Annotated in this window: 19 protein-coding genes and 1 tRNA gene; 9 read left to right on the top strand and 11 right to left on the bottom strand. The window is 36.2% G+C overall.

Annotation, left to right across the window (positions count from 1 at the left end):
- Positions 1 to 492 precede the first annotated feature (492 nt).
- The 5 genes from crtH to SAGCYANO_RS44945 all read right to left on the bottom strand — a co-directional run bounded on the left by crtH (position 493) and on the right by SAGCYANO_RS44945 (position 7,345).
- Complete coding sequence (gene crtH, locus SAGCYANO_RS18970) at positions 493 to 2,046, bottom strand: carotenoid isomerase (protein ID WP_202221487.1); 1,554 nt, start codon at positions 2,044 to 2,046, stop codon at positions 493 to 495.
- Between the two features lie 1,909 nt (positions 2,047 to 3,955).
- Complete coding sequence (locus tag SAGCYANO_RS18965; RefSeq protein ID WP_202221486.1) at positions 3,956 to 4,837, bottom strand: Ycf66 family protein; 882 nt, start codon at positions 4,835 to 4,837, stop codon at positions 3,956 to 3,958.
- 968 nt (positions 4,838 to 5,805) lie between these two features.
- Positions 5,806 to 5,925: a photosystem II reaction center X protein gene (psbX, locus tag SAGCYANO_RS18960; RefSeq protein WP_124146589.1), complete on the bottom strand. Its 120-nt coding sequence runs from the start codon at positions 5,923 to 5,925 to the stop codon at positions 5,806 to 5,808.
- A 124-nt stretch (positions 5,926 to 6,049) separates the two neighbouring features.
- Positions 6,050 to 6,682, bottom strand: a complete 633-nt coding sequence (locus SAGCYANO_RS44950) for an IS200/IS605 family accessory protein TnpB-related protein (RefSeq protein WP_237396342.1) — start codon at positions 6,680 to 6,682, stop codon at positions 6,050 to 6,052.
- A complete protein-coding gene (locus tag SAGCYANO_RS44945) occupies positions 6,683 to 7,345 on the bottom strand; it encodes a hypothetical protein (protein WP_237396341.1) in 663 nt (220 codons plus the stop codon).
- A gap of 334 nt (positions 7,346 to 7,679) precedes the next feature.
- Here SAGCYANO_RS44945 and SAGCYANO_RS18950 point away from each other — a divergent pair, with 334 nt between their 5' ends.
- The gene (locus tag SAGCYANO_RS18950; protein WP_202221485.1) at positions 7,680 to 7,964 is read left to right on the top strand and encodes a YggT family protein; all 285 of its coding nucleotides are present in this window, start codon (positions 7,680 to 7,682) and stop codon (positions 7,962 to 7,964) included.
- Positions 7,965 to 8,278: 314 nt separating this feature from the next.
- Here the strand turns inward: SAGCYANO_RS18950 and accC are convergent, their stop codons facing one another.
- On the bottom strand, positions 8,279 to 9,637 hold the full coding sequence (gene accC, locus SAGCYANO_RS18945) for an acetyl-CoA carboxylase biotin carboxylase subunit (protein ID WP_202221484.1): 1,359 nt from the start codon (positions 9,635 to 9,637) through the stop codon (positions 8,279 to 8,281).
- A gap of 227 nt (positions 9,638 to 9,864) precedes the next feature.
- On the opposite strand from accC, the gene SAGCYANO_RS18940 reads away from it, so the two are divergent.
- A tRNA-Leu gene (locus tag SAGCYANO_RS18940) sits at positions 9,865 to 9,945 on the top strand.
- Positions 9,946 to 11,724: 1,779 nt separating this feature from the next.
- Positions 11,725 to 12,870 carry a GTPase gene (locus tag SAGCYANO_RS18935; RefSeq protein ID WP_202221483.1) on the top strand — a complete coding sequence of 382 codons (1,146 nt, stop codon included), beginning with the start codon at positions 11,725 to 11,727 and terminating at the stop codon, positions 12,868 to 12,870.
- A 7-nt stretch (positions 12,871 to 12,877) separates the two neighbouring features.
- Here SAGCYANO_RS18935 and SAGCYANO_RS18930 read toward each other — a convergent pair whose 3' ends face one another.
- A complete protein-coding gene (locus SAGCYANO_RS18930; protein ID WP_202221482.1) occupies positions 12,878 to 13,231 on the bottom strand; it encodes a hypothetical protein in 354 nt (117 codons plus the stop codon).
- Positions 13,232 to 13,394: 163 nt separating this feature from the next.
- On the bottom strand, positions 13,395 to 15,029 hold the full coding sequence (locus SAGCYANO_RS18925) for a hypothetical protein (protein ID WP_202221481.1): 1,635 nt from the start codon (positions 15,027 to 15,029) through the stop codon (positions 13,395 to 13,397).
- 482 nt (positions 15,030 to 15,511) lie between these two features.
- Here SAGCYANO_RS18925 and SAGCYANO_RS18920 point away from each other — a divergent pair, with 482 nt between their 5' ends.
- Together SAGCYANO_RS18920 and SAGCYANO_RS18915 are read left to right on the top strand one after the other, a co-directional pair.
- A complete protein-coding gene (locus SAGCYANO_RS18920) occupies positions 15,512 to 16,138 on the top strand; it encodes a chorismate lyase (protein ID WP_202221480.1) in 627 nt (208 codons plus the stop codon).
- Positions 16,139 to 16,329: 191 nt separating this feature from the next.
- The gene (locus SAGCYANO_RS18915) at positions 16,330 to 16,596 is read left to right on the top strand and encodes a hypothetical protein (protein WP_202221479.1); all 267 of its coding nucleotides are present in this window, start codon (positions 16,330 to 16,332) and stop codon (positions 16,594 to 16,596) included.
- Between the two features lie 325 nt (positions 16,597 to 16,921).
- Here SAGCYANO_RS18915 and SAGCYANO_RS18910 read toward each other — a convergent pair whose 3' ends face one another.
- Positions 16,922 to 17,104 carry a hypothetical protein gene (locus tag SAGCYANO_RS18910; protein ID WP_202221478.1) on the bottom strand — a complete coding sequence of 61 codons (183 nt, stop codon included), beginning with the start codon at positions 17,102 to 17,104 and terminating at the stop codon, positions 16,922 to 16,924.
- A gap of 609 nt (positions 17,105 to 17,713) precedes the next feature.
- Complete coding sequence (locus SAGCYANO_RS18905; RefSeq protein WP_202218496.1) at positions 17,714 to 19,159, bottom strand: NF041680 family putative transposase; 1,446 nt, start codon at positions 19,157 to 19,159, stop codon at positions 17,714 to 17,716.
- A 76-nt stretch (positions 19,160 to 19,235) separates the two neighbouring features.
- Here SAGCYANO_RS18905 and SAGCYANO_RS18900 point away from each other — a divergent pair, with 76 nt between their 5' ends.
- Positions 19,236 to 19,493, top strand: coding sequence for a hypothetical protein (locus SAGCYANO_RS18900; protein ID WP_202218497.1), 258 nt, complete (start codon positions 19,236 to 19,238; stop codon positions 19,491 to 19,493).
- Positions 19,494 to 19,534: 41 nt separating this feature from the next.
- Complete coding sequence (locus SAGCYANO_RS47735; RefSeq protein ID WP_255502437.1) at positions 19,535 to 19,663, top strand: hypothetical protein; 129 nt, start codon at positions 19,535 to 19,537, stop codon at positions 19,661 to 19,663.
- Between the two features lie 109 nt (positions 19,664 to 19,772).
- On the opposite strand, the gene purF is transcribed toward SAGCYANO_RS47735, so the two are convergent.
- Positions 19,773 to 21,263, bottom strand: coding sequence for an amidophosphoribosyltransferase (gene purF, locus SAGCYANO_RS18895; protein ID WP_202221477.1), 1,491 nt, complete (start codon positions 21,261 to 21,263; stop codon positions 19,773 to 19,775).
- Between the two features lie 1,346 nt (positions 21,264 to 22,609).
- Here purF and SAGCYANO_RS18890 point away from each other — a divergent pair.
- Positions 22,610 to 23,146, top strand: a complete 537-nt coding sequence (locus tag SAGCYANO_RS18890) for a cyclic nucleotide-binding domain-containing protein (RefSeq protein WP_202221476.1) — start codon at positions 22,610 to 22,612, stop codon at positions 23,144 to 23,146.
- Between the two features lie 1,488 nt (positions 23,147 to 24,634).
- Positions 24,635 to 25,747, top strand: a complete 1,113-nt coding sequence (gene ribD, locus SAGCYANO_RS18885; RefSeq protein WP_202221475.1) for a bifunctional diaminohydroxyphosphoribosylaminopyrimidine deaminase/5-amino-6-(5-phosphoribosylamino)uracil reductase RibD — start codon at positions 24,635 to 24,637, stop codon at positions 25,745 to 25,747.
- Positions 25,748 to 26,652: the final 905 nt, after the last annotated feature.

Raw genomic sequence — 26,652 nt, 5'->3', positions numbered from 1 at the left:
TATAGAACTTTTCACCCTTGGTAGACCATAGAAGTTCTATGAAAGTACAAGGATTTTTCTTCTTATACTAATTATCAAAAATCACGCTATACCTGGGTGAAACTTCAATTATTAAATAATTAATAGACATCTCCGGAAAAGAAGGAGTAAGAGGAAATAACTGATAATTTCTGTGCGATAATTGATTTTATTTTTGATTATAGGAGATGTCTAATACAGACTGAATTACCTTTTTGATAATTAGGGTTGGCTGAATAAATATAAAACCATTGACAGATAAAGGTTTTAGCATTTTTGGGTCTAAAAAAGTGCCAGCTTTTCAGCAAACCCTAATTATTCTGATGTTTACCGAATAATTTAGGTTTAAAGCCTCTCCTTTAAAGGAGAAAAAAGCGGTCGTTAGTGAAGCTTCCCGTAAAGTGGCGCGTCAATCCTCTTCTTTTCAAGGAGAGGTAATTATTAATTATTAATTATTAATTGTTGAAAACTCCCCTACTCCCCTTTTTTTAATCCTAAATCAACAGCAACTTTATGAGCGCAGGCAAAACCAGAAAAAGCCACAGCATTTAAACCTTGACCAGGAAATGTACTATCTCCAACACAATATAAACCAGGTATTGCAGTACGATTAAATGGCATTGCTAATAGACCTTGTAATTTATGACTAGGAATAGGTCCATAAGTGCCATCTTCACGATTTAAAAATCTTTTATGGGAACGAGCTGTTCCTACTTCCATATAATCTAAACCAGCATCTAAACCAGGAAAAATCTTTTCTAATCTATCAATAACTCGCCCCGCAGCTTCTTCTTTTTTTGCTTCATATTCTTTGATTGTTAATCCTTGCCAATCTTCTATATAACTAGGTGTAAAACTATGAACTATATGATAACCTTTTGGCGCTAAATCTGAGTCTAAAAGTGTAGGAATAGAGACAAAAATAGTACCTTCTGATTCTTCCATTTTCTCCCAATTTTCTAAGAGAATATGATGACATTCTGTACCTTCTGGAAATACAGAAGCTTCCACTCCTAAATGTAAACTTAAAAAACTTGGTGACTTTTGATAATTACTGCGCCATTTTTTCTCACTTGACGGTATATTTTCTGCTGGAATTAACTTGCCAAAAGTATCCCATCTCGTCGCATTAGAAATAACCCGTTTACCTCGATAAACCTTTCCATTAGTTAACTTCACTCCTACCGCTTTTCCCTTTTCGATAATAATTTCTTGAACGCGAGACTTATATCTAATTTCTCCCCCTGTTTTCTCCAAACCTTCTACCAATTTTTGAGAAATTTTACCCACACCACCTTTAGGATAATTAATACCACCATAATGGCGATCCGAAAACACCATTCCTGCATTAATCATTGGTGTCAAATCTGCTGGCACTACTGACCAACAATAACATTCCATATCAATAAACTTTAATAATTTTTTATCGCTAATATATCGACGTGCAACATCACCTACATTTTGAGGCAAATACTTCAATAAACCCAGACAAGAACCAGGATTTTGAAAAAATGATTTGGAGAGATATTTTAACTCTTCTAGAGATAATAACTCCATAGAATTGAGATAATTAAACACTGTCCAACATTCATCATAAAATTGACGAATTCCTTTTTTTTCATGGGGAAATATTTGAATTAATTCTTGGATAAACTTTTCATATTCTTGGTGAACTTTTAACTCTAAATTATCTGGTAGATGATAATGTATTTGCACGGGGTCAGGGATTGTTTCTATGCTAACATTTACCGCATCTAAAGCACGAGTCAGTAAATTTGTTGTACCCTTCTTACCAAAACCAAATATCATTGATGCACCAACATCAAATGTGTATCCCTCCCTTTCAAAATAACCAGAGCTACCACCAGGAATAGTATAACTTTCTAATACTATAACTTTGCCTCCTTTAGCTGCAAGTTGAGTAGCTGTAACTAAACCACCAATACCAGAACCGATAACTATTGCATCATATTCAAGTATTGGAGGAAATTTGTCAGTTAATGACTGAGATGCAGGAGAAATTGTCATCGTAAAACCCTTGAAAATTTGCTAGATTTTAGTGTAGCGCTTATGATGTTAATAGTGTTTAATTTTAGTCAATCAAATTTAGGGCATTCCTCAATCAAGGGATGAATCTTTACACATCTCTAGAAAAGAGGGAGTAGGGAGTAGGGAGTAGGGAGTAGGGGGAAAGAATTGATAAATAAGAGTGGGATAATTGATTTGATTTTTTATTATTGGAGATGTCTTTTGGGGCAAAGGTAAATCTCATCTTTAATACTTCCCCTTTCTCCGAAACTAGAATTTATCCCTCAAATATGCAACGCCAAATTTAGTAGATATATATATAGTGTTTTTATTTGAGATATAAGTATAGATTGAGTTTTTTTATTAGAAAAAAAGCGCCCTTATCCATCCCCCTATCTCCGTAGCGATCGCTACTATTTAATGCTGTTTTCCCTCCTTTACTATTTTCTATTGCCTCTTTCATAGCATCTGGTTTTCACATCCCAGATCAATCAGTCGTCTTCTAATAACTATTAGCACAAGACTTAAAATTGATAGTACATTGAATTTCTCTATATTATTGTATTTGGAATTGGCTTTCAAATATTCTCTATATTAGCTTCACGCAAGCTTTGTAGATAAAATTATTAATAACAAGACTTACGCATAACCACTACAAATAGTAGGGGTTAACGGCCGTCAACCCCTACAAATGGTCTATAATTTCCTATGGGTGCTTCATTAATGGATAATTGATAATGGATAATTGATAATTACCTCTGGTTTTAACAGAAACGGAATTGAATATAAGGAAATATTATTTCTTCTCTTGGTCTTATGGGTATGGCGCAGGTTTCCTAGCCATCCCACCCAACGGGTGCGCTCCGCTACGACCGCTGTCTTGGTCTCATGGATATGGCGCAGGTTTCCTAGCCATCCCATCCTACGGACTGCTTTCCTTACGGAATGCTATCGCAAACGCAAACGACCGCTTTTTCCCCTTAAAAGGGGAGGCAACAGAGGCGCGAATTATTTAATTATTAATTAGTTAATTATTCGGTAAGTCCTAAAAATCATAGCAATAAGACTTTTGACTTGAGTAAAATAAATAACTTTTACTACTAGAATAAGTACCTTCTAATTTGAGGCTAATGTATGTGTATTCTGTATTCTTTACTAAATTGAAAACTTCTAAAATGTATACAATTGCATAGCAAATTAAACAATACATTTAATCAATTAGAGTTTCATTTTATAGCAGTCGAAGGAATTAATATAGACTTTAAAGCAGACTTTGGTAGTAAGTATAAATTATGCTTCAATTAGTAAAACTGTAAGCATTCAGCTATCAGCTTTTTAATAGACATCTCCTCCATGCATAGGGAGTAGGGAACCCAACCCTCGCCCCTCCCCTCCCAGGAGGGGAAGAATTGATAATTGCTGTGCAATAATTGATTTGATTTTTTATTATTGGAGATGTCTAATGAATAAAACAAGCATTCATTTAATTTCTACTACATTCTTAACCAGATATTCGTACTCTGAAGCTTTGATAAAATTGCTTTTTTATCCTTTAAAGGTAATAAAGCTGTTTGCGCAGCATTCCGTAGGAATAGTTGATAGCTAACTGCTGTTTGCGCAGCATTCCGCAGGAAATGCTTACGTAAAACTTTGATCTCAAACTAAAAACAATAGTTGTTTGCGTAGCATCCCCCAGGGAAGCGCTGAAGGCTGAATGCTTACCGAATAATTAAGGTTTAAAGCCTCTCCTTTAAAGGAGAAAAAGCGGTCGAGGGATGGCGAGGAAACCTTGCCATATCCATGAGACCAAGAGAAGAAAAAATTTTCGTTAATCCTCTTCTTTTCAAGGAGAGGTAATTATTAATTATTAATTATTAATTATTAATTGTTGAATATCTGCCTTCTTAAATTAACCATTAACATCACTATCAGCAGAATCCATAGGAGTATACTCTACATAATTTTCTGATGTTGCTCCTCCATCAGTAGATGATGCTTCTGGTGGACGACGTTTTCTAGTTCTAGGAGATGTTTCTTCCGAGTAGCTTGCTTCAGGACTAGGGCGACGAGTACGGTTATTGGGTGGCCTTTCTTCAGTAGTAGAAGTCTCCCAACTATCTCGACTACGAGGGCGAGGTAGTCTATCTTCTGGCCTATTAGTATCACTGACATTACCTCGACTGCGAGAAGTAGGTCTCTTATCTTCTAAATCTACAGAAGTTTCCCAATACTCAGAAGACGCTCTAGTAGAATAATCTTCTGAACGAGGACTACGCTTGCGCGGTCTTGGGGTTGTTTCCCCTGCTCTATCATAACTACTTCTGCGATTAGGAGGACGACGGCGGTAGTCATCCTCAAAATTATCTGGCCTAGAAGAACGATAATCTTGAGAACCTCTGATACGACGGTTAGCGGGATATTCTTCATAAGGTTCTAACTCATCTAAGTCTGATTCTGCATAACCATAAACAGGGCTTACCGGTCTTTCTTCATCTACAATAGGGGTACGTTCTCTAGCTTGCTTAGTTGTAAGACCTCTCATTCTGATAGATTCTGCTGCAAAAAATATGGCACTACCAGTTAACAAAAACTGACCGAAAGCTAAAATAGGGTCTAGTCTCCAGCCTTGGAATATAAGAATACCTCCACATAGTAAGCCAATTGCTGCAAAGAAAATATCGTGGTCTCTTGCTAGTTTTGGACGCCATGTGCGGAGGAAGTATAGTCCTGCTCCTGCTACGGCCAGGATTATTCCCAGCAAACTACTCCAATTTAATCCTAAGTTGACCATTATAAATCTCCTAAGTTAAGTAATAAATTAGTAATTCAAGTTTAAAATCTCTACCCTGACTTGGTATCTAGACTTGAAGTTACTTGGTAGATATAAAAGATATAAAGCTTATTTAATAGACATCTCCAGAAAAGAGGGAGTAGGTAGTAGGCAGTAGGGACGTTCCATGCAACGTCCGTACAGAAAAAGAATTGATAATTTCTATGTGATAATTGATTTTATTTTGGATTTTTGGAGATGTCTAATAGAGTTGTTGGATATTGTATAGCAGTCGCCATTACTATATTTGATATATAGCATTTCTTATAAAGATGAGGTACATTTACGATCCCCCATTATCCCCCTTAAAAAGCTATGCTTTATAAATATCTTTCTTAACATAAAACTTGACAAAAAGACAAGTTATTTGTAAGTCTGGGAGCGGCTTTTTCTGGAGAAAATTGTATTGAAAAATACACTATGAGTGAGGACTGTAGACAAAATTCTTACTTCCCACACCCCCCACCCTTCCACAAGGGTTTCAGGAGTTCCTTATAAGGGATAGCTTAAAAAGGGGGACGCGTGAAGGTTCCCCCCTTATTAAGGGGGGTTAGGGGGGATCTAAAACTGTATCTGACCAATTTGAGAAACGTTATATCAAAAGCTAAAAGCTCAGACAACGCCATATTTTTCCTTTTGCCTTCTGCTATATCATCAATTTAACAAAGAAAAACCTCAGCTTGTTAGGTTTGGACAATTATATCACTGTCTCCCCTATTCTATAGTCTGAGGCTTTCACTTTGTCTTTGTCGAAAAAATTAGCTGAAACTTAAACCAAAAATAGTTTGCTTTTCGGCTCTTCACATAACTGTTAAGTTATTGCAGAAAAAAGTTTATTCCTAAGAAGAATTCGTGATTGTTAGACTTCTAGGAAATGGTATTCTGACTTAACCTTTGCTCCAAAAAGGAAAATGTTTATTATTTAGGGTCTAGGAACGAGTAACTTTATCCTTTTGGCTGACGAATATCAGAAAAATTGTAGCAGGAATAACTACAATTAGAGTTCCCGCCAGTAGACTTAATAAGAAGTTTGATAAAGAAGGAGTCATGGATTATTGCCCTTTGCCACAAAATTTAATTTACTTTAATTTTAAATATTATAGCGGTTTGCGATTTTTTTCAGTACAAATTTTGTTAGTATTGACTACTCCCCGGACTTAAGTCACGCGGATTCTAAGCAGATACTACGCAACAGGATAAATCCGTGTTGCTCCGTTTCTTCTTAGCTGACCAAAGATACATTCTCTGGGGACAAGTCAAAGTGTCCCTACACAGTCGGCTTAAGTTTAACCCTAGCTTTCTGCTTACTTTTGTGATGATATTTGCAGCCCCATTACAGTCTGCATTCACACACCAATTATTGCCTGTTCTATACAAACCACGCTTGATTCTTTTTCCTGATGGTTTCCAATCATTGGGTTTCTCACCATAAATAGGCAGATTGTCACCATCTAAAAACGAAGCAATACTTGTATAGCTTTCTTCTGTTTCTATAAATATAATCCCATACTCATCACATAATTGAGCTATTCTTTTTTTCAATCTAGCTGTAGGAATTGGTACAAACTCAGAATTACTTTTCTTTCCTAATTCTATTTGATTTTTCTGACCTTTATTCCAACCAAAAACAATTGTACCAATAGATTTTTTTAAACAATGATTAATGACTATTCTGGCTGCTTTATTAATACCGTCACGAATTTGACGGTTACGCTTTTCTGTAATGGCAGCTAGTTTATTTGACCAAAATCCAGTCGGTTTATTTTCTTTAAGAGTTGATACTTGTTTGTTGTACCAACGATTCATTTATTTTATCTGTTTCCCATCTACAATTAAGCTTGTTCCTACATTAGATATACAGGTCAACCAATTATTTAAACCGTGGTCTATTCCTAAGACATTGTCTCGATCTAATTGAGGTTTAACTACTTCTTTTTCATAGATAAATTCCCAATAAAAACATTTGTTTCTTGGTAATAGCCTCAGTTCTTTGAGAGTAGAAAATGCTAGATTACTAGGCTTATGAATTAAAAAGCAATCCAAACCAAACCAGCGTTTACAGGTATTGCCTAATGGTACTCTGATTTGATTGCCTTTAAGTTTTAATGCTTGAGCAGGATAACTAACTGCAGCCATTCCCCCTTTTTTTCTGTAGTTAGGAATCCTTGGTCTGTCTGAGATTTTTCCTTCTCTGTAGGCTTGAATTAGACTATAATAAGACCTAAATGATTCCGCTACAGTTCTCAATATTTGTTGTGCTGCTTGGGAATATAAAACTTTGTAATGATAGTTGTGTTTATAAACTTTTTCCAAGTCAAACTTGCCCAGAGTTTTGTGAGACTTAAAAAATAATTGCCGACCATAATATATTCCCATGTTAGTAAGCTTGTGAGACTGTTCGCACAAGAACGTTAAAATGGGAATTAATTCGGGATTTTTACCTACTAAAACTTGCTGACAAGAGTACATTTGAAACGGGCGGAATGAAAAGTTATTGTCGATTATAGTAACAGAGGACAACTAAAGTTGTCTAGTCTCAACGATTCCCTTGTTTTTATCCCCACAGTTCAAACACGGGGGCCTTCAACGTTGCTTTTCGGTAGAATAAAATACATCGGATTAAAAATCCGACTCCTCGCCTTTCATCCATCGCTTAAAAGACGATGGCTTTCATGCTCCCGTTTTATTTAGGTAAATAAGTGAGGATGGAAAGCGCGGGTCTTTAACCAACGTTGAGATAATTTGAAATACAATCAATTAAAGCTAATTTTTACTTGACTAAATTTAATTTTTTTATTGTCTTATGGACTATCTGACATTAGCTAATTGGACTCTAGGCATTATCCTGGGGTTAATGACTTTCTTATTTATCTTCCGAATAGTTCTCACATGGTACCCCCAGGTAAATATTAATCAACTTCCATTTAATTTGATTTTTTGGCCGACAGAACCATTTTTAGCCCCCACTAGGAAAATTGTGCCTCCTCTAGGTGGAGTAGATATTAGTCCGATTATTTGGGTAGGTATTTTCAGCTTATTACGAGAGTTGCTTTTGGGCCAGCAAGGTTTATTGAGAATGATGCTGTAGCTAATGAAGGCAGGAGGCAGAAGGCAGAAGGCAGAAGGGAAGAGGTTTTAGATCCACTTTACTTTTTGTTACATACTTAGTTTTTTTTGCGTCAACTTACTTAGGGCTTGCGCTCAAAAGTCTGATGGTGATGATAGGGAACACTTAACTGGGAACAGTTTAGACTATCTACTACGGCCAAATTTTCTGATACTCAGGGGAAAAATATGAGCATTTTGAGACTAATTGAGCCAAAAACCTTACACCCCCTCAGCAATCTTTAACCCTGGAAGCCTTTACAGGTATTGATTACACTTTTATTCAGCAAGCCCTACTTATTTACTACTCTCAGGTTTCATCACAGTCTCAACAAAGTTTGTATATACTTGCCCCTCCAGAAATTCCGGAGTCTCTAAAATTCTTTGATGAAAGCTGATAGTTGTGGGAACTCCTGTCACAGCACATTCCCTGAGAGCGCGTTTCATCCTCTGAATGGCAGTAGGACGGTCTTGTCCCCAAACTATTAATTTACCAATCAAAGAATCATAATAAGGTGGAATCTCATAGTCTGTATAAACATGAGAGTCCATTCTCACTCCTAAACCTCCCGGTGGTAGATAACCACTAATGCGACCAGGATGGGGGCGAAAATTATGGTCTGGGTCTTCAGCGTTAATTCGGCATTCTATTGCATGGCCATTAAAATTTACCTGCTTTTGGGTTAGTCGCAGTTTCTCTCCTTGGGCAATTCTAATTTGCTCGGCAATTAAGTCAAGTCCTGTAATTAGTTCTGTGACTGGATGTTCTACTTGAATCCTAGTATTCATTTCCATAAAGTAGAATTCACCAGACTGGTCTAGGAGAAATTCTACAGTGCCAGCACCTATATAATTGATGGACTTGGCTGCTTTTACCGCAGCTTCTCCCATTTTATGACGTAGTTTAGGACTTAATGCTGGACTGGGAGCTTCTTCTAGTAACTTTTGATGGCGACGCTGAATCGAACAGTCTCTTTCTCCCAGGTGAATAACGTTTCCGTGACTATCGGCTAGAATTTGAAATTCAATGTGACGTGGACGTTCAATGAATTTTTCTATGTAGACTCCAGAGTTACCAAAAGCTGCTTCTGCTTCTCCTTGAGCTGCCTGAAGCAGTTTGGACAGTTCGTTTTCTTGGCGAACCAGTCTCATTCCTCGTCCCCCTCCTCCAGCAGTGGCTTTGATCATCAGGGGAACGCCGATTTTTTTAGCGATCGCTTCTGCTTCTTTTTCATCTGTGAGAATACCATCACTTCCTGGAACTGTTGGAACTCCAGCTTTTTGCATGGTTTCTTTGGCTGTAGATTTGTCCCCCATCGCCCTAATCCCTGCTGGTGAAGGGCCAATAAAGGCAATGTCGTGGTCAGCACAAATTTCTGCAAATCGGGCATTTTCTGCTAGAAAGCCATAGCCTGGATGGATGGCAGAGGCATCCCGAGTTAAGGCTGCTGAAATGATATTGGGAATGTTGAGATAGCTTTTGCTGCTGGTGGGTTCACCAATGCAAACTGCTTCGTCCGCCATTTGCACATGGAGAGCATGGCGGTCTATTGTTGAGTGGACGGCGATGGTTGCTATGCCCATTTCTTCGCAGGTGCGGAGAATGCGTAGGGCTATTTCGCCTCGGTTGGCTATTAAGATTTTAGTGAACCGCATTTTCTGCTTTTCGCTAGATATTCAGCTAGGATAAGACTTTTTGGCTTTTTAGGGAAGATGAAATGAAGAAGGTTGTAGGTTGTAAGTAGGTGAAAAAAGATATTTGCAAATCTGTTGTAGAAAATTCATGATTTTGTGCTACTATTATATTTTGTTAGGTAATATTCTCGAATCTAATGAATATTTTTAGGTTTGATTTAGTTTCTGGGATATTAATACTAATTTAAGCGGATGTGGCGGAATTGGTATACGCGCACGTTTGAGGGACGTGTGGCTTTGCCTTGCGAGTTCGAGTCTCGCCATCCGCATTGGAAAATGGTCGGGGGTTATTAGCTTAACCTCTGATTTTCTCTTTTTTGGACTCAGGAATTAATGTTAGATATGGAGAATTAAAACTATAGTGCTATAGCTTTAATGTTTGACCAGGCGAAATACCTCAAGTTGTCTTTTTGGGATGGGGCGATCGCCTAGCAAATTTTTCTGGCTAGATAATCGAAAATTATTCTAGTCAGGACTAAGGGATTTTTTCCGAGAAAACCACTATATGTACCATAGTGCTATAGTTTTTATCTACTATATATAGTACTTTGACCTAAGTCCTGTCTAATGAATAACTATAGTGCTATGTTGGTAACGCTCAGAATGATTGACTGGGGAGTGGAAGTATCTTAACTATAACGTTATAGTTTTTTCATAGCAGTCAGTTACATTTTGTGAGCCTCCAATTATTATGGGTAAAGGGGAGATTTTTTGCTACTCACCTACCTCACTCTCCATTTTTTGGTGGCGCTCAGAATGATTAACTGGGGAGTGGAAGTGTCTCAACTATAACGTTATAGTTTTTTCATAGCAGTCAGTTACATTTTGTGAGCCTCCAATTATTATGGGTAAAGGGGAGATTTTTTGCTACTCACCTACCTCACTCTCCATTTTTGGTGGCGCTCAGAATGATTAACTGGGGAGTGGAAGTGTCTCAACTATAACGTTATAGTTTTCTCATAGCAGTCAGCCACATTTTGTGGGCCTCCAAATATTGTGGGTGAAGGGAAGATTTTTTGCTCTCCACCTACCTCACTCTCCATTTTTTGGTAGCGTTCAGAATGATTAACTGGGGAGTGGAAGTGTCTCAACTATAACGTTATAGTTTTTTCATAGCAGTCAGTTACATTTTGTGAGCCTCCAATTATTATGGGTAAAGGGGAGATTTTTTGCTACTCACCTACCTCACTCTCCATTTTTTGGTGGCGCTCAGAATGATTAACTGGGGAGTGGAAGTGTCTCAACTATAACGTTATAGTTTTCTCATAGCAGTCAGCCACATTTTGTGGGCCTCCAAATATTGTGGGTGAAGGGAAGATTTTTTGCTCTCCACCTACCTCACTCTCCATTTTTTGGTAGCGTTCAGAATGATTAACTGGGGAGTGGAAGTGTCTCAACTATAACGTTATAGTTTTTTCATAGCAGTCAGTTACATTTTGTGAGCCTCCAATTATTATGGGTAAAGGGGAGATTTTTTGCTACTCACCTACCTCACTCTCCATTTTTTGGTGGCGTTCAGAATGATTAACTGGGGAGTGGAAGTGTCTCAACTATAACGTTATAGTTTTCTCATGGCAGTCAGTCACATTTTGTGAGCTTCCAATCAAAAACTATAGTGCTATAGCTGTTCTAATGTTTGAGCTGTAGAAATACCTCAAGGTGTGTTTTTGGGATGGGGCGATAGCTTATTTTTTGGGGATAGTCAGAAGATAAAAACTATGTTTTATGAAGATTAGAGCAGTTTTAACAATAACTTTTTTGCAAGCTGTCTTTCAAACATAAAAAATTGTTGAACTAAATAATTTAACACTTTAGCTTATTAGCATGATTGATGTTTAATGGGTTTACGAAAAAACCAGATTTTCGGAATCCCCTCCGTAAGTTATGATAGTAAAATTATTACACTTTTAACTTTTTCATTTGGATGTATTATGGATGAAAAATTGACATTTAACAGGTCAATATTTTCAAAAAGCCTGTAATAATTTAAACTTCGTACTTCTCACTGTTTTGATAATACTTAGAATATTAACTTAGGATATTAATATATGAACGGAAGCTATAGCTCTGAGAATCTTAAGGATTTTTTGGAAAAGTATTTTAAAGAAAAAGAAAAACAAGCTGTACCTAATATACTTGTTTGTGGTTATACGGGAACTGGAAAGACTTCAATAATTCAGAGTTTATTTGGAAAAGATACTGTAGATGATAAGTTAATTGGTCATGGTAAACCAATGACTCAAGGGTTTGAAAAATATAAAAATCCTAATATTAACGTTTGGGATTCTAAAGGTTTTGAACATGATAAAGCTCAAAGTGAGCTAACAGAAGAAACTAAAAAATGGATAAAAGCAAAAGAAAATAATCCTGATAGTTCTATTCATATGATTTGGTATACTATTCATGGGCCGTTGGCAAGAGTAACAGAGTCAGATACTGATTTTATTAAGAGTTTTAAAAATATCATTACTATTATTACTCAAGTAGACAGAACGAGTAAAAAACAACTTGAAGAGATGATTAAAACATTGACAGATGCAAATATTTCAAAAGAAAAAATTATTCCAGTTTTTGTTTATATACCAGAACCTTATGAGGCATTAGACTTTCTAAATGATGATGATGATGATAGTTTAAAATCTACCACTTCTGGCTATTCAGAGGCTATAGAAAGTGAAAAAAAGAAACAAAGCCAAAAGCAACTCAAAAAATTACTAAATCTAACTATAAAAATGATGCCTGATGCCTATAAGGAAGCTATTATGAATGCACAATTAATTGATTTAGAATCCAAACAGGGAAAGGCCCAAACTATCATTCATACAGCAGCAGTAGCTGCAGCAGTAGCTGCTGCTGATCCTATTCCACTTAGCGATTCTTTATGGATTACAGGAATTCAGTATGGAATGATAGCATCTTTAACTGTATTGTACGGTTTTACTGAAGAAGGAGTAAAAGCTTATTTTGCTCCTATGATTTCTCAAGTAGCAGGTACAATGCTTGCAACAAGTTTGACTAAATTAATTCCAGGGTTGGGTACGGTTATTCAATCTGGATTAGCGTTTAGTTTGACTGAAGCAGTTGGAAATTTAGTCAATGATTACCTAATTAAGTGTGCTAAGGCTCGGCGTGAAGGTGAGCCTATTCCGACATTTGCAGTAGATCCCTCTTATTTCAAAGGCTTTGCTGACTAGGTACAGCCTAAACTCTCAAACGCAAGCTGAAGTCATTATAAACAGGCCATCTGTAACACACTGTAATCTCATAACCCCTTTGAATTATTGAAGGGGGTTTATCGATAAAAAATTTCTTAATAACTAACTTCATAACTATTAATTGTCCCGTTCCGTATCTATTTCCTACTTCTAATTGCTCTAATCTAGCAGCATGAAATATCAACCTTTCCCCCTCTAAGCATATCGGCCATAAATAATTATTTGAAACAGGAAAATTCAGACTATTAACATCATCAACTTTCTTTAAACTCTCAAACACATATACTTCATCTGCTACCTGTAGAGAATTTAATTTATCTAAAATTTGCTCATCTTTCAATGTAACTATTTTTGTTTTTGTAGACGCTTTTACTCCCTTACTTACTCTAATTTTTTCGATTAAAATTTATACTTTTCCACTACTGCCATCTCTGTAAATATAACCTTGATAATCTTGGATAATAAATACAGAATCATCTAATTTTAAAACCCTATACTGTTGATTAATTTGAACTATACAATTTAGTTTCCAATTCTTGCAAAATTTGCTTTTTATCCTGACTACCTTTGAACATTCCGAAAATATCTAATTTCTGCTCTAATTTTCTTTCTCCACCATCACCAATTATCCAACTAACTTGATTAATAGCATTCATAATTCCACTATAAGCAACCTCCCCAGAAAAATTTCCCTCCTCAGTAATTCCTAATTTAATTTTCTCCTGAGTACTCATTTCTAAAGTTGAGGCGATCGCTGCTAAACCTACGGCCCCAATTAAAGCTTCTCCTCCTTTTAATACTTTTACTCCTGCTAATACTCCAACACCACCACTAACTACTGCATCATCTGCTTCCTCGATTAACATTCCTTTCTGAATGGCAATATTCCCGAAACTATTTGTAGTTTTGATTGGATTTTCTGCCTGTTTGACAAACTGTTCTACTTTCTTGAATTTGCTAAAAACTGAATAAAATTCTTTCCTGTCTAGCCTTTCTAATTCTATTTCTATTTCAAAATATCTTTCTCTTAGAAGTTGATATACAATCTTGCATATTCTCGGAATTTTTGCCTGAATAATTATCGCGTCTAAACTTTTTGAAATAAAATTATCTGCCACTTTTGCACCTTCTTTAATCTGTTGATAGAACGATAAATATTTCCGACGCTGATTATCATTTATTTCTGGGCTATTGTAAATCAAATCTACAATTAACATATCTATCCTTAACCCAGTTGATGTAGCACTTGCCAATAAATATTTATTTTTTAGTTCAGAAGCGATCGCTGAATTTAAAATCATTGCATTTAACTGTTGAAAATCATCTAATTTAGGCAAAGGATCTGCTGCTTTAATATATTGATAAATACTCTTGATTTGGTATTTTTTAGCTTCGCTTAAATTGGCAAACTCTAAAACTTCTGCCAAACTTTTATCAATACCTATCCACCGCGAATTTTCACTGGCAATTGTATAGCGTAAACCAATTAAAGAATCTATATTTGAAGAGTTAACAAGAAAATCTAATAGATTGAGTGCTGCTAAATCATAAACATATAAACCAGCATTAATTCTGTTATAAGCTTCTAAACATCTAGTTTTGCTTCTTTCATAAATTGATGAATTAATTATCAAATTATTCATCCGACGGTCTAGGTTAAATTCAGGATTATAAAAAGTATGTAAAACTAAAAAGGCATCATTTCCTTGTAAACCGCATTTTTTTAATCGTAAAGTAGAACCTTCAGTACTATTAGTGCGAATTTTCACATTATAGCTTTTACCTGATTTAAGAGTTACTTTTTGAGTACCTCCCTGACTAGCAACCTGATAAGCAACAAAGATATGATATATTTCTTCTTGTTCTAAATCATTTTCTATTTCTGGCGATGATTCAGAATTAGTTTGCTGTTTTCCCAAGGTAGATTCTTTAACAGTTTCTCTAAAAAAGTTATCAACATTTGATGTTTTATTACTGATAATTTCTTCCATTTCTGAAGCTTTACTTTTAGCAGTTTTGGCAGCTTTTTCACCGATCGACTTTCCCGCTTTAGATACTTTTTTACCAATATTTTCTCTGACTGTTGATGCCTTGTCAGTCATTGATTTCCATAAGGATGATGGTTGTTTTTTATTCATGATTTTGTATAAATTATCTCTCTTGTCTCATACTTAATGTCTGAGAATTAATAGTACAGGGGTTAGCACTAAGCTATACTCAAAATATCTGTAAAATTTTAGGGCTTAATACCTGTCAGTCTTGATTTTAATTTAATTGGTATTACTTCGTTTAATTAGGGCTTACTGATTAAATCTAAAAGCATTTATATATTAAAGATATTAGTCAAGGCGTTTACTAAAAAAGTGCAAGGTTTTTGCTCCCTTAAGTTGAAAATATAAGGATTTTGAGCAGACAAGGGCAGAAAAATTGAGGAACAATTATTCCTACTACATCCTCTGTAATTCCTCATTCCTCCTGAATTCTGACTCGGTCCTCCTGACTCCTACCCTCACCCATAAGACTTCCATCAGCAAACCCTAATTATTTTGATGCTAGTAGAAAGAATTGAGTAGGGACGCTATGATCGAAATCAATAAGTTAAGTTTTGTAAAGAAAAAAATTGACTGCTATTTCACCCAAAAGTCCTATTATACAACCCAAGCCTTGGTACTCCCTAGATCCGTTATGGCAAGGAGGAGAAAAAGTAGTTCGCCAAGGTCTACCCCACTCCCAACTTTCACCTGCATGGCAAATATTACTACTTGGAGATGGCTCTCCCACTCGTCACTTACAACTTTTGACAACTGAACCGACAGAAGTTGATGTAATTGATATGTCTCCCATTGGTATGAATCTTGATAATGCCCCTGACTTAATTAATGCTGTACCTGGTCCTAGACTGCGACGGCAGGTATGGTTAAGAACAACTTCAGGACAAAGACTAGCTTATGCTGCTTCTTGGTGGGAAGCGAGTCATGTGGATGAGTATTTGCAAAATCGGTCTTTGCCTATTTGGGCTAGTTTGGCTCGTTTGCGGACTGAATTGTATCGAGATGTCCAGGGAATTTATTATGGTCATTCTAGAGAATTAGAGTTAGCTTTTGAAGAGTTAGGACCATTTTGGGGACGACATTACTTATTTTGGCATCATGGCCAGCCACTGACATTAATTTATGAGGTATTTTCACCTTATCTTAGGAAATATTTAGGACCAACAAAGGTTACTGATGGGGATTTTACAAAGTAATATTTGTTATCATATTTAACTTTCAAATATTTTACAAATAGTTTCATACCTAGGTTATGTGAAATAATCGTTAGTATTAAGAAATTATCAAAAGTATAAAACTGTAAAAGTTGTATGAAATAATTTAGTAAGGCATTGATTAGAAAGGTTAAACTTCAAGTCTATAATTAACATAAAAATGGAGGAAAAATATGAGTAATCAAGAAGATAGAGAAAAATTTCAAGAGTTAATCAAGCAAGCCAAGGAGGCTAATAAAGACGATAATATTTCTGATAGTGAAGTCAGAAAAGAAGTTTATGATAATCTTGAAAATAAGAGTTTAAGGTATTTCCTGACAATTTTTGGTAAAGACGATTATGATGTTGATGATGATGAAATGGGGTTATTAGATTGGCTAATGAATGATTTATTTAAAACAGAAAATAAGGATGAATATAAAAAAGAATTGATAATATGAGCAAGTAATATAGCAATTTTCATATTGGTGAGGTAAAAAAATCGTTTGTTTTAGGGAGTAGGGAGTAGGGAGTAGGGAGTAGGGAGTAGGGAGTAGTAATTCGAGAAACAGGGGATAGAAAAAAAGAAAAACAACTGCATCTCACGCTTTTTGAGAAACGCTATATCATCTTCGGTTGAATACTTATAAATAACTGTTGTGAGGAGTCAGATGTCAGGAGGGAATAAAGGAGGAATGCTTATTAAATATTGGAGAAAAGTAAAGATAATTTCAGTATTTCTTTGGTACTGTAGGTACTGTCAGTCCTTAAATTTTATTTATAAAATCATGTCCGAACGTAATCGTTTGTGTAAACCCAAGGGTGAATATCTACAGGAAATTTAGCATTTTTTTCTTGCGAGGGTAGCCTTCCTCCCTCTTCTTCCCTCTTCCCTCTTCCCTCTTCCCTCTTCCCTCTTCCTTCTTCCTTACCTTTGCTATATAATACCGATGCTACCGGACATGACATAACTGATTATCCGAACATGATATAAATATTACTTTGGATTGAAAAAACCACTGCATAATCTGAAAAGAGGTGTAGTTTTTTTTCAGCAGATAAGGGCGGAAAAATCTAGGGACAAATATATCCGACTACCTCCTCTATAATTCCCATTTATCAAAATCATAAGGGTAACGCAACCCCGCCTTTTAGAGCTGATTTGTAAACTGAGTTGAAACACCTTTCTACTATGGGTTTGCGGAAAATTATGCCCTGGGGGCTTAGATAGTGTCGAACCCTTACACTGTAAAGCATTTATCCTCTTATTAATATTTACTTTATAAATCAGCTCTTAAGGCGCAATATTTTTGGAGCGAAGCTCAAATCCCCGTTACAAAAATGACTTATGTAGGGGCGAATGGCCACTTCTGACTTCGTTAACCTGACTCCTAACCTCGCTCATAGGACTTTTTCAGCAAACCCTAATTAACCAGACATAATACTATTTATTGGACTTTGGACAAAAAGAAAACAGTTAGCGTAATATTTACGCTAACTATATTAGAGAAATATTTCTCTGTCTCCAGTGAATTTAATCACTGAAAAATGGCAATAATTAAGAGTTGTCGCCCACTACTAAGAAACTTTTCGTTGTTTTTTGGATTTTTTTTTGCCTTTGATGATAACTTGATGACGAGTTCGTGGTGTTGTTTTATATCCTTTAATCCGTCCGGTAGAATAACCTCGACGTTTAGGAGATGTCGTCATTGTACCCAAAGTCGAAATTATTCGATAAAAATCTCTTTGAACTAAACTGGGAGTGATTTTAACTGATTTATTAGTCTTCAAATAATGTTCCCAAGGACGGGGTAAAACAATGGCTAAATTCCTAGCAGCCCATAAATTAACATAAGCAATTAATGTTAATTTGAACCAATTTTCTTCATGTTCAACATCAGGGGTTGAATAAGCTGTCATTAATAATCTTTGTTTACCAAATCGGAACAGATGTTCTATGTCATAACGTTGCCGATAAGATTCATAGCAATCAATCAAACTTAACTCTTGACGTCGAGAACCAATAACAATTAACCACATCGGTTTCCCAATCTGATTACCTACTTCATCAGTAATATTAATTTGTAGTAAAGTAAAAGGATAACGATTCATTTTATAGTTCTGAGTTCCTTTCATTAACATCTGGTTCCAACCCGAAATTGTTACTGTCAATTGACGACCTTTTCTAGTAGTAAAAATGGATTGACTAACCTCCGTAGGTTCATGCCAAGTATTCTCATCTTTCAGGTCAAATTTATCTCCATACCAACGGGGATGTCCTGAAGTAATTGCTTGGTGTTCTTTCCTGATAAATTGACGGTAAAAGACTCGATTGCTTCTCACTCGTGTCACGGTAATTAAGTTTTTATGCTTGACTTGTTCTCCAATAAAATTTCTTTGGCTGTAGAAACTGTCAGCAACTAAAACTGATAACTTCTCTCCAGAGAAAGAAGCAGTTTTAAAGATTTTTTCCAGTTGTTTATTACCAATGTTAGTAGCCTTTTCTGACGAGGGAACCCTTTCTCCTAATAAGGGAACAGCCCAAGGTACATTACCTGTTGCTATTCTCTCTGGTAAAGCGCATATAACTGAATAATAATGGCCAATACTAATGGGTTTATTTCCTTTAATTGGATTGGGATAATTGATAAAAGTTTTGTCGGCCAATGTAGCTGAAAAAGGACGTGGACAAGGAGTTGTATCAATTCCAAATAAATGAAAATGTCGGGAAACTGGAGTAGGAATTGTTTGAGACGCAGCCTCTAATAAGTAATTAACTTGTTGTGAGTAATTATCATCATTTTTATCAGGTAAAAATTCTTGAATTCCTTTATATAAACTGTTATAATTTCGTCGAAATAAAGGATGTTCAGACAATTCTACTACCGAACTTGCGATGGAGTTTGATGAAAGGGCATCTACTAATTCTATAATAGTTTCAATTCTTGCATTAACTCCATGATAAAGGTTTTGCCTCCAGGATAAGAACTCCTTGATTGATTGACTGTTTTCTTGATTTTCCATGGTTGTGAATAATACACCTCTGAATGTTAGTGTATATTTTACGCCAACATAAATCCTTTCTTAACTATTCAGTCTCATGTCTACACCGAAATCCAAGCAAACCACTCAACCTGCAGCCATTAGAGGGAAACAAATTCAGGGTTTAATCCGTCAGATGAAGCAGAAAATTAAGAAAATTGAACGAGAAGGAGAGGTGATTCCTCGTGAAGTTCATATCATCCGTTATCAAGTCAATAGAAATCAGAAACTTTACTATTATTATAAATTACAATCTGCTTCACCGATTTTTCCTATGGCTACTGATAGTCAGAAAAAACTAAATATAAATATTTAGGCAAAGCGGGTAGTGAAGCTCATATTGATGCAGTTGAAAAAATGAGTCGAAGGAATCTTATTGATGAGTTGGAGAGAGTTGTTCATTCCCTTCAAGAAAGTTATTTAGATATTTGTTTTGGTGGAGAAATTGAACCAGACCCATCCTATGATCTTCGGGATGATAAATAATGTCAAAAACAAAGATAATTCCAGTATGAATTCGGTCTTTAAACCTTAATTTTGGTAGTTAGTGTAACTATTACGCTAACTACTTTTTTTTGTCCAAAGTCCAAACTATTTAAACTTGAACTGGATTTTCTAGCATTAATTTTGAACGCTTCAATTTTTCTGGTAAAGGAATAGGATAGTCACCAGTAAAACAGGCAGAACAAAAAGTCTTAGGATCTTCATCCGTTGTTCTTAACATCCCCTCCCAACTCAAGTATGCTAGAGAGTCAACACCTATTTGTTTGGCAATTTCTGCAACTGATTTTGTGGCTCCAATTAATTGCTCCTGGTTATCTGTATCAATGCCATAAAAACAGGGATGAGTTACTGGTGGAGAAGAAATTCTCATGTGAACTTCTGTTGCGCCAGAATCTCGCAAAGCTTTAACGATTTTTTTACTGGTGTTGCCACGCACAATGGAATCATCAACTATAATCAATCGCTTACCTTCTAATACATCTCTAAGAGGGTTAAGTTTCATTCGGATACCTGATTCTCTCATATGTTGAGTTGGTTGAATAAAGGTACGACCAACGTAGCGATTTTTGATTAATCCTTCAGCATAGGGAATGCCTGATTCTTGAGAAAAACCTATGGCTGCTGGAATACCAGAATCAGGAACGCCTATTACCATATCTGCCTCTACTAAAGATTCTCTTGCTAACTGGCGTCCTATTTTTAGTCTGTAGCTGTATAAACTACCACCTTCCATCAAGCTGTCAGGACGGGCAAAATAAATCATTTCAAAAATACATAGCTTCCTTTGTGGTTTCTGATTCCAGTGGAACGAAGCCATACCTTCTTCTGTAATCCAAACTAATTCTCCAGGTTCAACATCTCGGAGATATTCTGCTCCAATAATATCTAAAGCACAGGTTTCTGAGGCGAGGACATATCTTTTTGGGTTGGTATCTTCTAAAGTACCAATCACGAGGGGCCGTATACCGTGGGGGTCGCGTACTCCCATCAGACCTTCTGGAGTACCAATTGTTAAACTGAAAGCTCCTTTACATAAATGAAAAGCACTAATAGCAGCTTCTAGCCAGCTTTTACCAGTTTTAACTTCTGTGGCGATCGCTAATGCAATCATTTCTGAATCTGTGGTGCTTTTAAAGTTACATCCACGGTTGATTAGTTCTTTTTTTAATGCTTGTGTATTGACAAGATTGCCATTATGTGCTATCGCCAAAGGTCCAAGAGGAGTCTCAACAAGAGCAGGTTGAGCATTAATAATCTGGCTAGATCCTGTAGTGGAATAACGAGTATGACCAATTCCTATATTACCAGGCAACTGCTGTAAGATGGACTCATTAAATACTTGAGATACTAGCCCCATTCCTTTATGTATGTAAACTTTATTGTCTTGAAAAGTAGCAATTCCTGCAGACTCTTGACCTCGATGCTGTAATGCATATAAGCCAAAATAGGTGAGTTTAGTTACATCTTCTTCTGGGGCGTAAATTCCGAAAACACCACAAGCTTCTTCTGGTTTATCTGGTTTATCTATCTCAAGATAATTTTCTAAATTTTTCTCAGTAGTTGAAGGGTAATTGTAAGTCATGGTTATATTTTAACTCCTTATCAGGATTATTAGTTTTTATAACTCTTTTCAAAGTGGTAAATTATCTGGTCTATGGATAGACTAGGAAAAAGTTAACCTCATCTTAAACTATAGTAACTAACTTCGTGAAGTATTGTAAACTAAATATCTAAAATATTAAGCTCATCAGGGCGATCAATAATTTATCAAGCCCTTCGATTTACAAAATTACCGAATAATTAATAATTAACAATTATTAATTAAATAATTCAGGTTAAAAGCCTCCTCTTGGCTACGCCGCGAGCTGTCGCTCTAAAAGGGTAAAAAAGCGGTCGTTCGCGACAGCGGAACGGAGTTCTATCTTCGGAGCTTTCCGTAGGGTGGGATGGCTCCGAAACCTGCGCCATATCCATGAGACCAAGAGAAGAAATAATATTTCCTTATATTCAATCGAGGACGGTTTTAACCAGAGTTCAAGAATTAAGAATTTAGAATTACCGAATTATTAATAATTAATAATTAAATAATTCGCGCCTTGAAGCCTCACCTTGATCGGGGAAATAAAGAAATAATATTTCCTTATATTCAATTCCGTAACGGTTAAAACCCGAGGTAATTATCCATTATCCATTATCAATTATCAATTAATGAACTCTCCTTTAAAACGGATAGGATTGACTCAAAAGAATTTTTTCTTTTTATCCCCTTAAAAGGGGAGGCTTTATACCACAATTTTTCGGTAATTATCCATTATCCATTATCCATTATCCATTAATGAATAGGAATGGTGGTGGCATTCTACTGGAGCGTGGTAAAGGCAAAAAAGTTTTCCTAGTAGTTATTTAGTACTAATTGTTGGCTTAAACAATTTCGTAAAAAGGTAAGGGAGAAAAAAGAAGAAAAATGAATGATAGAGATGAGTTCAAGAATTTAGAATTAAGAATTAATAATTTAGAATTAAGAATTACCTCTCCTTGAAAAGAAGAGGATTGACGAACAGGAAAATTTTTATTTATTATCCCCTTAAAAGGGGAGGCTTTAAACCACAATATTTCGGTAAGAAATATGACGATCGGCCTCTTAGTAGGCATAAAATTCCAAATTCCTTTTTATAGTATCATTTTCGATCATTGGTATTAATATTGGTAAAATCTGTATAGTAAGAATAAATCGCCGTTTCAGGTTTAATGTATTATGTCCAGTTAAATATTTAAGTTCAGTCATTAGACATCTCCAGAAAAGAGGCAACAGGCAACAGGCAACAGGCAACAGGGGGAAATAATTGATAATTTATGGATAAGAATTGATTCTATTTTTGATTTTTGGAGATGTCTATTGAGAAATATGTATTATTAAACAAATATCCTATGAGTAAAGTGTTAGCTATTTTAGGGGAATTAAGCAATGGTGACATTGATTGGATGATTGCTAATGGTAGTAAGGAAAAAATTACTACTAACACTGTATTAATCCATGAAGGTCAACCAATTGATGCTCTTTATATTGTACTTGATGGCACAATGAAAGCTTATGTAGCTGGTGTGGGAAATCAAGAAATAGGTATTATTACTTCTGGTGAAATTTTGGGAGAGATGTCTTTTGTAGATGGTCGATTACCATCTGCTACTGTAAAGGCGATAGAAAATACTTTAATTCTGTCTATCCCTAAACAAAAATTAAATGAAAAGTTAGAGCAAGATGTATTATTTTCTCTAAGATTTTATCGAGCAATTACTAAATTTTTATCGACTCGATTACGAGGTACTGTAACTCGCTTTAGCGAACATCAAGATTTGCTTTATCAAGATAATTATAGGAATGATAATACTGAAAAATTAACAGACAATAGTGCAGTAGCTAAGTCTAGATTTGAAGCATTAATGGAGCGTCTTAAAAATAGTTAAAGAAGCACTTCAGCAGTCAGCTTTTCCTGGGGAATGCTGCGCAAACAGCAATCAGCAGATTTTTTTTGAGACACCCTCCCTTACGCAATAATTAAGGTCTGCTGAAAAAATTGGTTGGCGGGGGTAGGACAGGGGGACGCACCAGACGCGGGGACGGGTCGATTTGTGAGGAACAGGAAATGGTTTCGGCAATTTTATGTGAAGAAATTTTCTTGAATTTCAGCAGAAAATTTCAGTAAATTAATGCCAAAGTAGCCAATAACTTAGGAGATAAATTGAATATAAAAAGCTTCATTACTTTAGCTATCCTGACTTTTAGATTTATGAGCGCAAGCCCTAATTAAGGTTTGCTGAAAAAGTCTTTTTTAAGGAGTAGGGGACCCACCCTCGCCCCTCCCCTCCCAGGAGGGGAAAAGGGGAGTAGGGGAGTAGGGTAGGGACGTTGCATAAGGGCGTCCGTACGGGAGTATTTTTTTGCCCAACTCTGGCCCAAAATACGCTCTTTCTTTGAGCATGAAGGGCTGAAAATCAGGTACAATTTCTAGACCTAAAAAGTCTAAAACCTTTACCTGTAAATGCTTTGAGATTTATTCAGCAAGCCCTAATTAAGGTAAAATGCTTCTCCTTTAAAGAAGAAACAAGCGGCCGTTTTGCTTCGCATAACTACGTTAACGGCTGTCGCCGACATGTTTGCGCAGCATGACAAACGGAAAAAGCGGAGCTTCCCGTAGGGTGGGATGGCGCAATTCGGAGCGGCTCTGTCAAGAGCTGGTCTCCTCGTCATATCCAATCGACCAAGAGAAGAAAAAATTTTCATTATTAGTCAATCCTATCGTAAGCATTCAGCTATTAGCAGTCAGCTATCAGCTATCATGATGAGGTTTTAATGAATATAGACTGTTTCAGCCAGCTTTTATAGTTAAGTATAAATTCTGCCTAAATTAGTAAAGCTTTTATCTAAAACTAAAAGCTTTATTAATTGTCTTACTACAAAAGTTGGCTCCCTAGCTCTTAAAGTCTATTTTAATTTAAACACTGTCCCATAAGAAAGAGTCTTGTTGCTGAAGTCCGCAGTTCCGACCCAGGAGGCTAGCTGACAGCTAATAGCTGTTTGCGCAGCATTCCGCAGGAAATGCTTAGTTGACATATAAAAACAAGTGCCTTTTTGGGGCCTTTAAAAAGTGCACCTGTTTCAGTCTAAAACGCTCAAAAAGTTAGTATTTTAGACGCATAGTTGAACAGAAAAATCAAGGGAAAATTCTTACTTATACCTCCTCGCTAATTCCCATTTATCCTGTCTCCTGTCTCCTTTCTCCTGCCTCATAACACGACTAAAAGACTTTTTCAGCAAACCATAATTATTAATTATTAATTATTAATTATTAATTGTTGAAGAAGCATTCCGGAACGGAAAGGAGATTTCAACTCCATTCCCTGACTTTTGCAAGAAGTCTATTTAATTTGTACTTTGAAGCTAAAAATTTGAAGATGTCAGAATTAGATCGAAGTGAAAATCAACAAAAATTTGACCAGGTAATCATGGGTTATTGTCTAGAGCTGGCCCAACGTGCTTTAGGTAAAACTGCCCCTAATCCCATGGTAGGTTGTGCGGTCGTTCAAAATGGCCAAATTGTGGGAAAAGGGTTTCATCCTGGCGCAGGTCATCCTCATGCAGAAGTTTTTGCTCTCAAGGAGGCAGGTGAAAAGGCAAAAGGAGCTACTGTCTATGTAACTTTAGAACCATGTAATCATTATGGACGCACGCCACCTTGTACGGAAGCTTTAATTGCAGCAGGTGTGGCAAAGGTTGTGGTTGGAACGATCGATCCGAACCCTTTAGTTGCAGGTAGTGGTATCGCCAAATTACGAGAAGCTGGTATTCAAGTGGTGGTTGGAGTGTTAGAAGCTGAATGTCGTCAACTCAATGAAGCTTTTATTCACCGAATACTCCACCAAAAACCTTTTGGAATTTTGAAATATGCTATGACTCTTGATGGCAAAATTGCTACTACTACAGGTCATAGTGCATGGGTGACATCACCCGCAGCGCGGAGTGAAGTACATAAGTTACGGGTTGCTTGTGATGCTGTGATTGTTGGAGGTAATACGGTGCGTCGAGATAATCCACTTTTGACGAGTCGCAGCAGTCAAACTGATAATCCTTTGCGGGTGGTGATGAGTCGCAGTCTAGATTTACCTACAGAGGCTAATTTATGGGATGTTGATGAAGCTAATACTTTAGTGTTTACAGAAGTAGGGTCTAATCGAGAATTTCAGCAATATTTGAGGCAAAAAGGGGTTGAAGTAGTAGAAGTTTCATTATTGACTCCGACAAAGGTGATGGAAAATCTCTACAATCGCGGATTTCTTTCTGTACTTTGGGAATGCGGGGGGACTTTGGCAGCAAGGGCGATCGCTGATGGTGCGGTGCAGAAAATATGGACTTTTATTGCTCCTAAAATTATTGGTGGGAAAGGAGCACCTTCACCTGTGGGAGATTTAGGATTAATTAATATGACGGAAGCTATTGAGTTAGAAAATGTTAGTATTCGTGCTGTTGGTTGTGACTATTTATTGACCGGTTATATTTTGTTCGACTGAATACTAATAATTTGATGGCAGCAAGACAGGAGGAAAGAGTGGAAGGTAGAAAATAGTTTGTTCATTATAGATTTTTATTAGACATCTCCAATAATAAAAAATCAAATCAATTATCGTACATAAATTATCAATTTTTCCCCTCCTAGGAGGGGTTAGGGTGGGTTCCTTTTTCCCCTCCTAGTAGGGGTTAGGGGTGGGTCCCTACTCCCTACTCCCTCTTTTCTGGAGATTTTTATACCATTTTCAAAAAATATTGCTACATTGGTTGATTTCTAGATGTTAGGTGTTAGGTGGTAGAAATGAAAGAGAACAAGTGTAAATGTTCCTATGCTTTTGCACGGGACTTTACTGTAACAATCTTTCTTGAATTTGGTATTATTCAAAATGTTTGAATAATCGATCTTAAAATATATAAATCTAAGCATTCAGGCGTCAGTTATCAGCCATCAGCCAGCCTCCTGCGGAGGAACTACGGACTTCAGCTATTGCTTTTTTTTAGTTCTAGATAAAAGCTTTACTAATTGAGTCTGAATTAAATTCTACTATAAAAGCTGGCTGAAACAGTCTATATTAATTAAATTCGCCTCATGAGAGCTGAGAGCTGACAGCTAATAGCTGTTTGCGCAGCATTCCGCAGGAAATGCTTACATATAAATTATCAATTTTCCGGTAGTATTAGTATTATTAAGTATTTAGTAATAAAGACAAATATAAAATTAGATATTGAGTTAAATTGAGAATGTAAATACGAAATCAAATAGTATGAGATTTATACAAATAAAATCAGCCTTAGATTTGGAACTGTTAGAGAATATCCATATAATTTAGGAACTATAAAGCAAGGGTAGGAATTACAAAAAATTCACCTATTTTTGAGTTTTTCACGATTCATTTAAACTAGCTAT

This window comes from Okeania sp. KiyG1, from assembly GCF_014132355.1.
Lineage (GTDB): Bacteria > Cyanobacteriota > Cyanobacteriia > Cyanobacteriales > Microcoleaceae > Okeania.
Note: the sequence above shows the minus strand (reverse complement) of the source record. Positions and strands in the feature narration are given on the sequence as shown.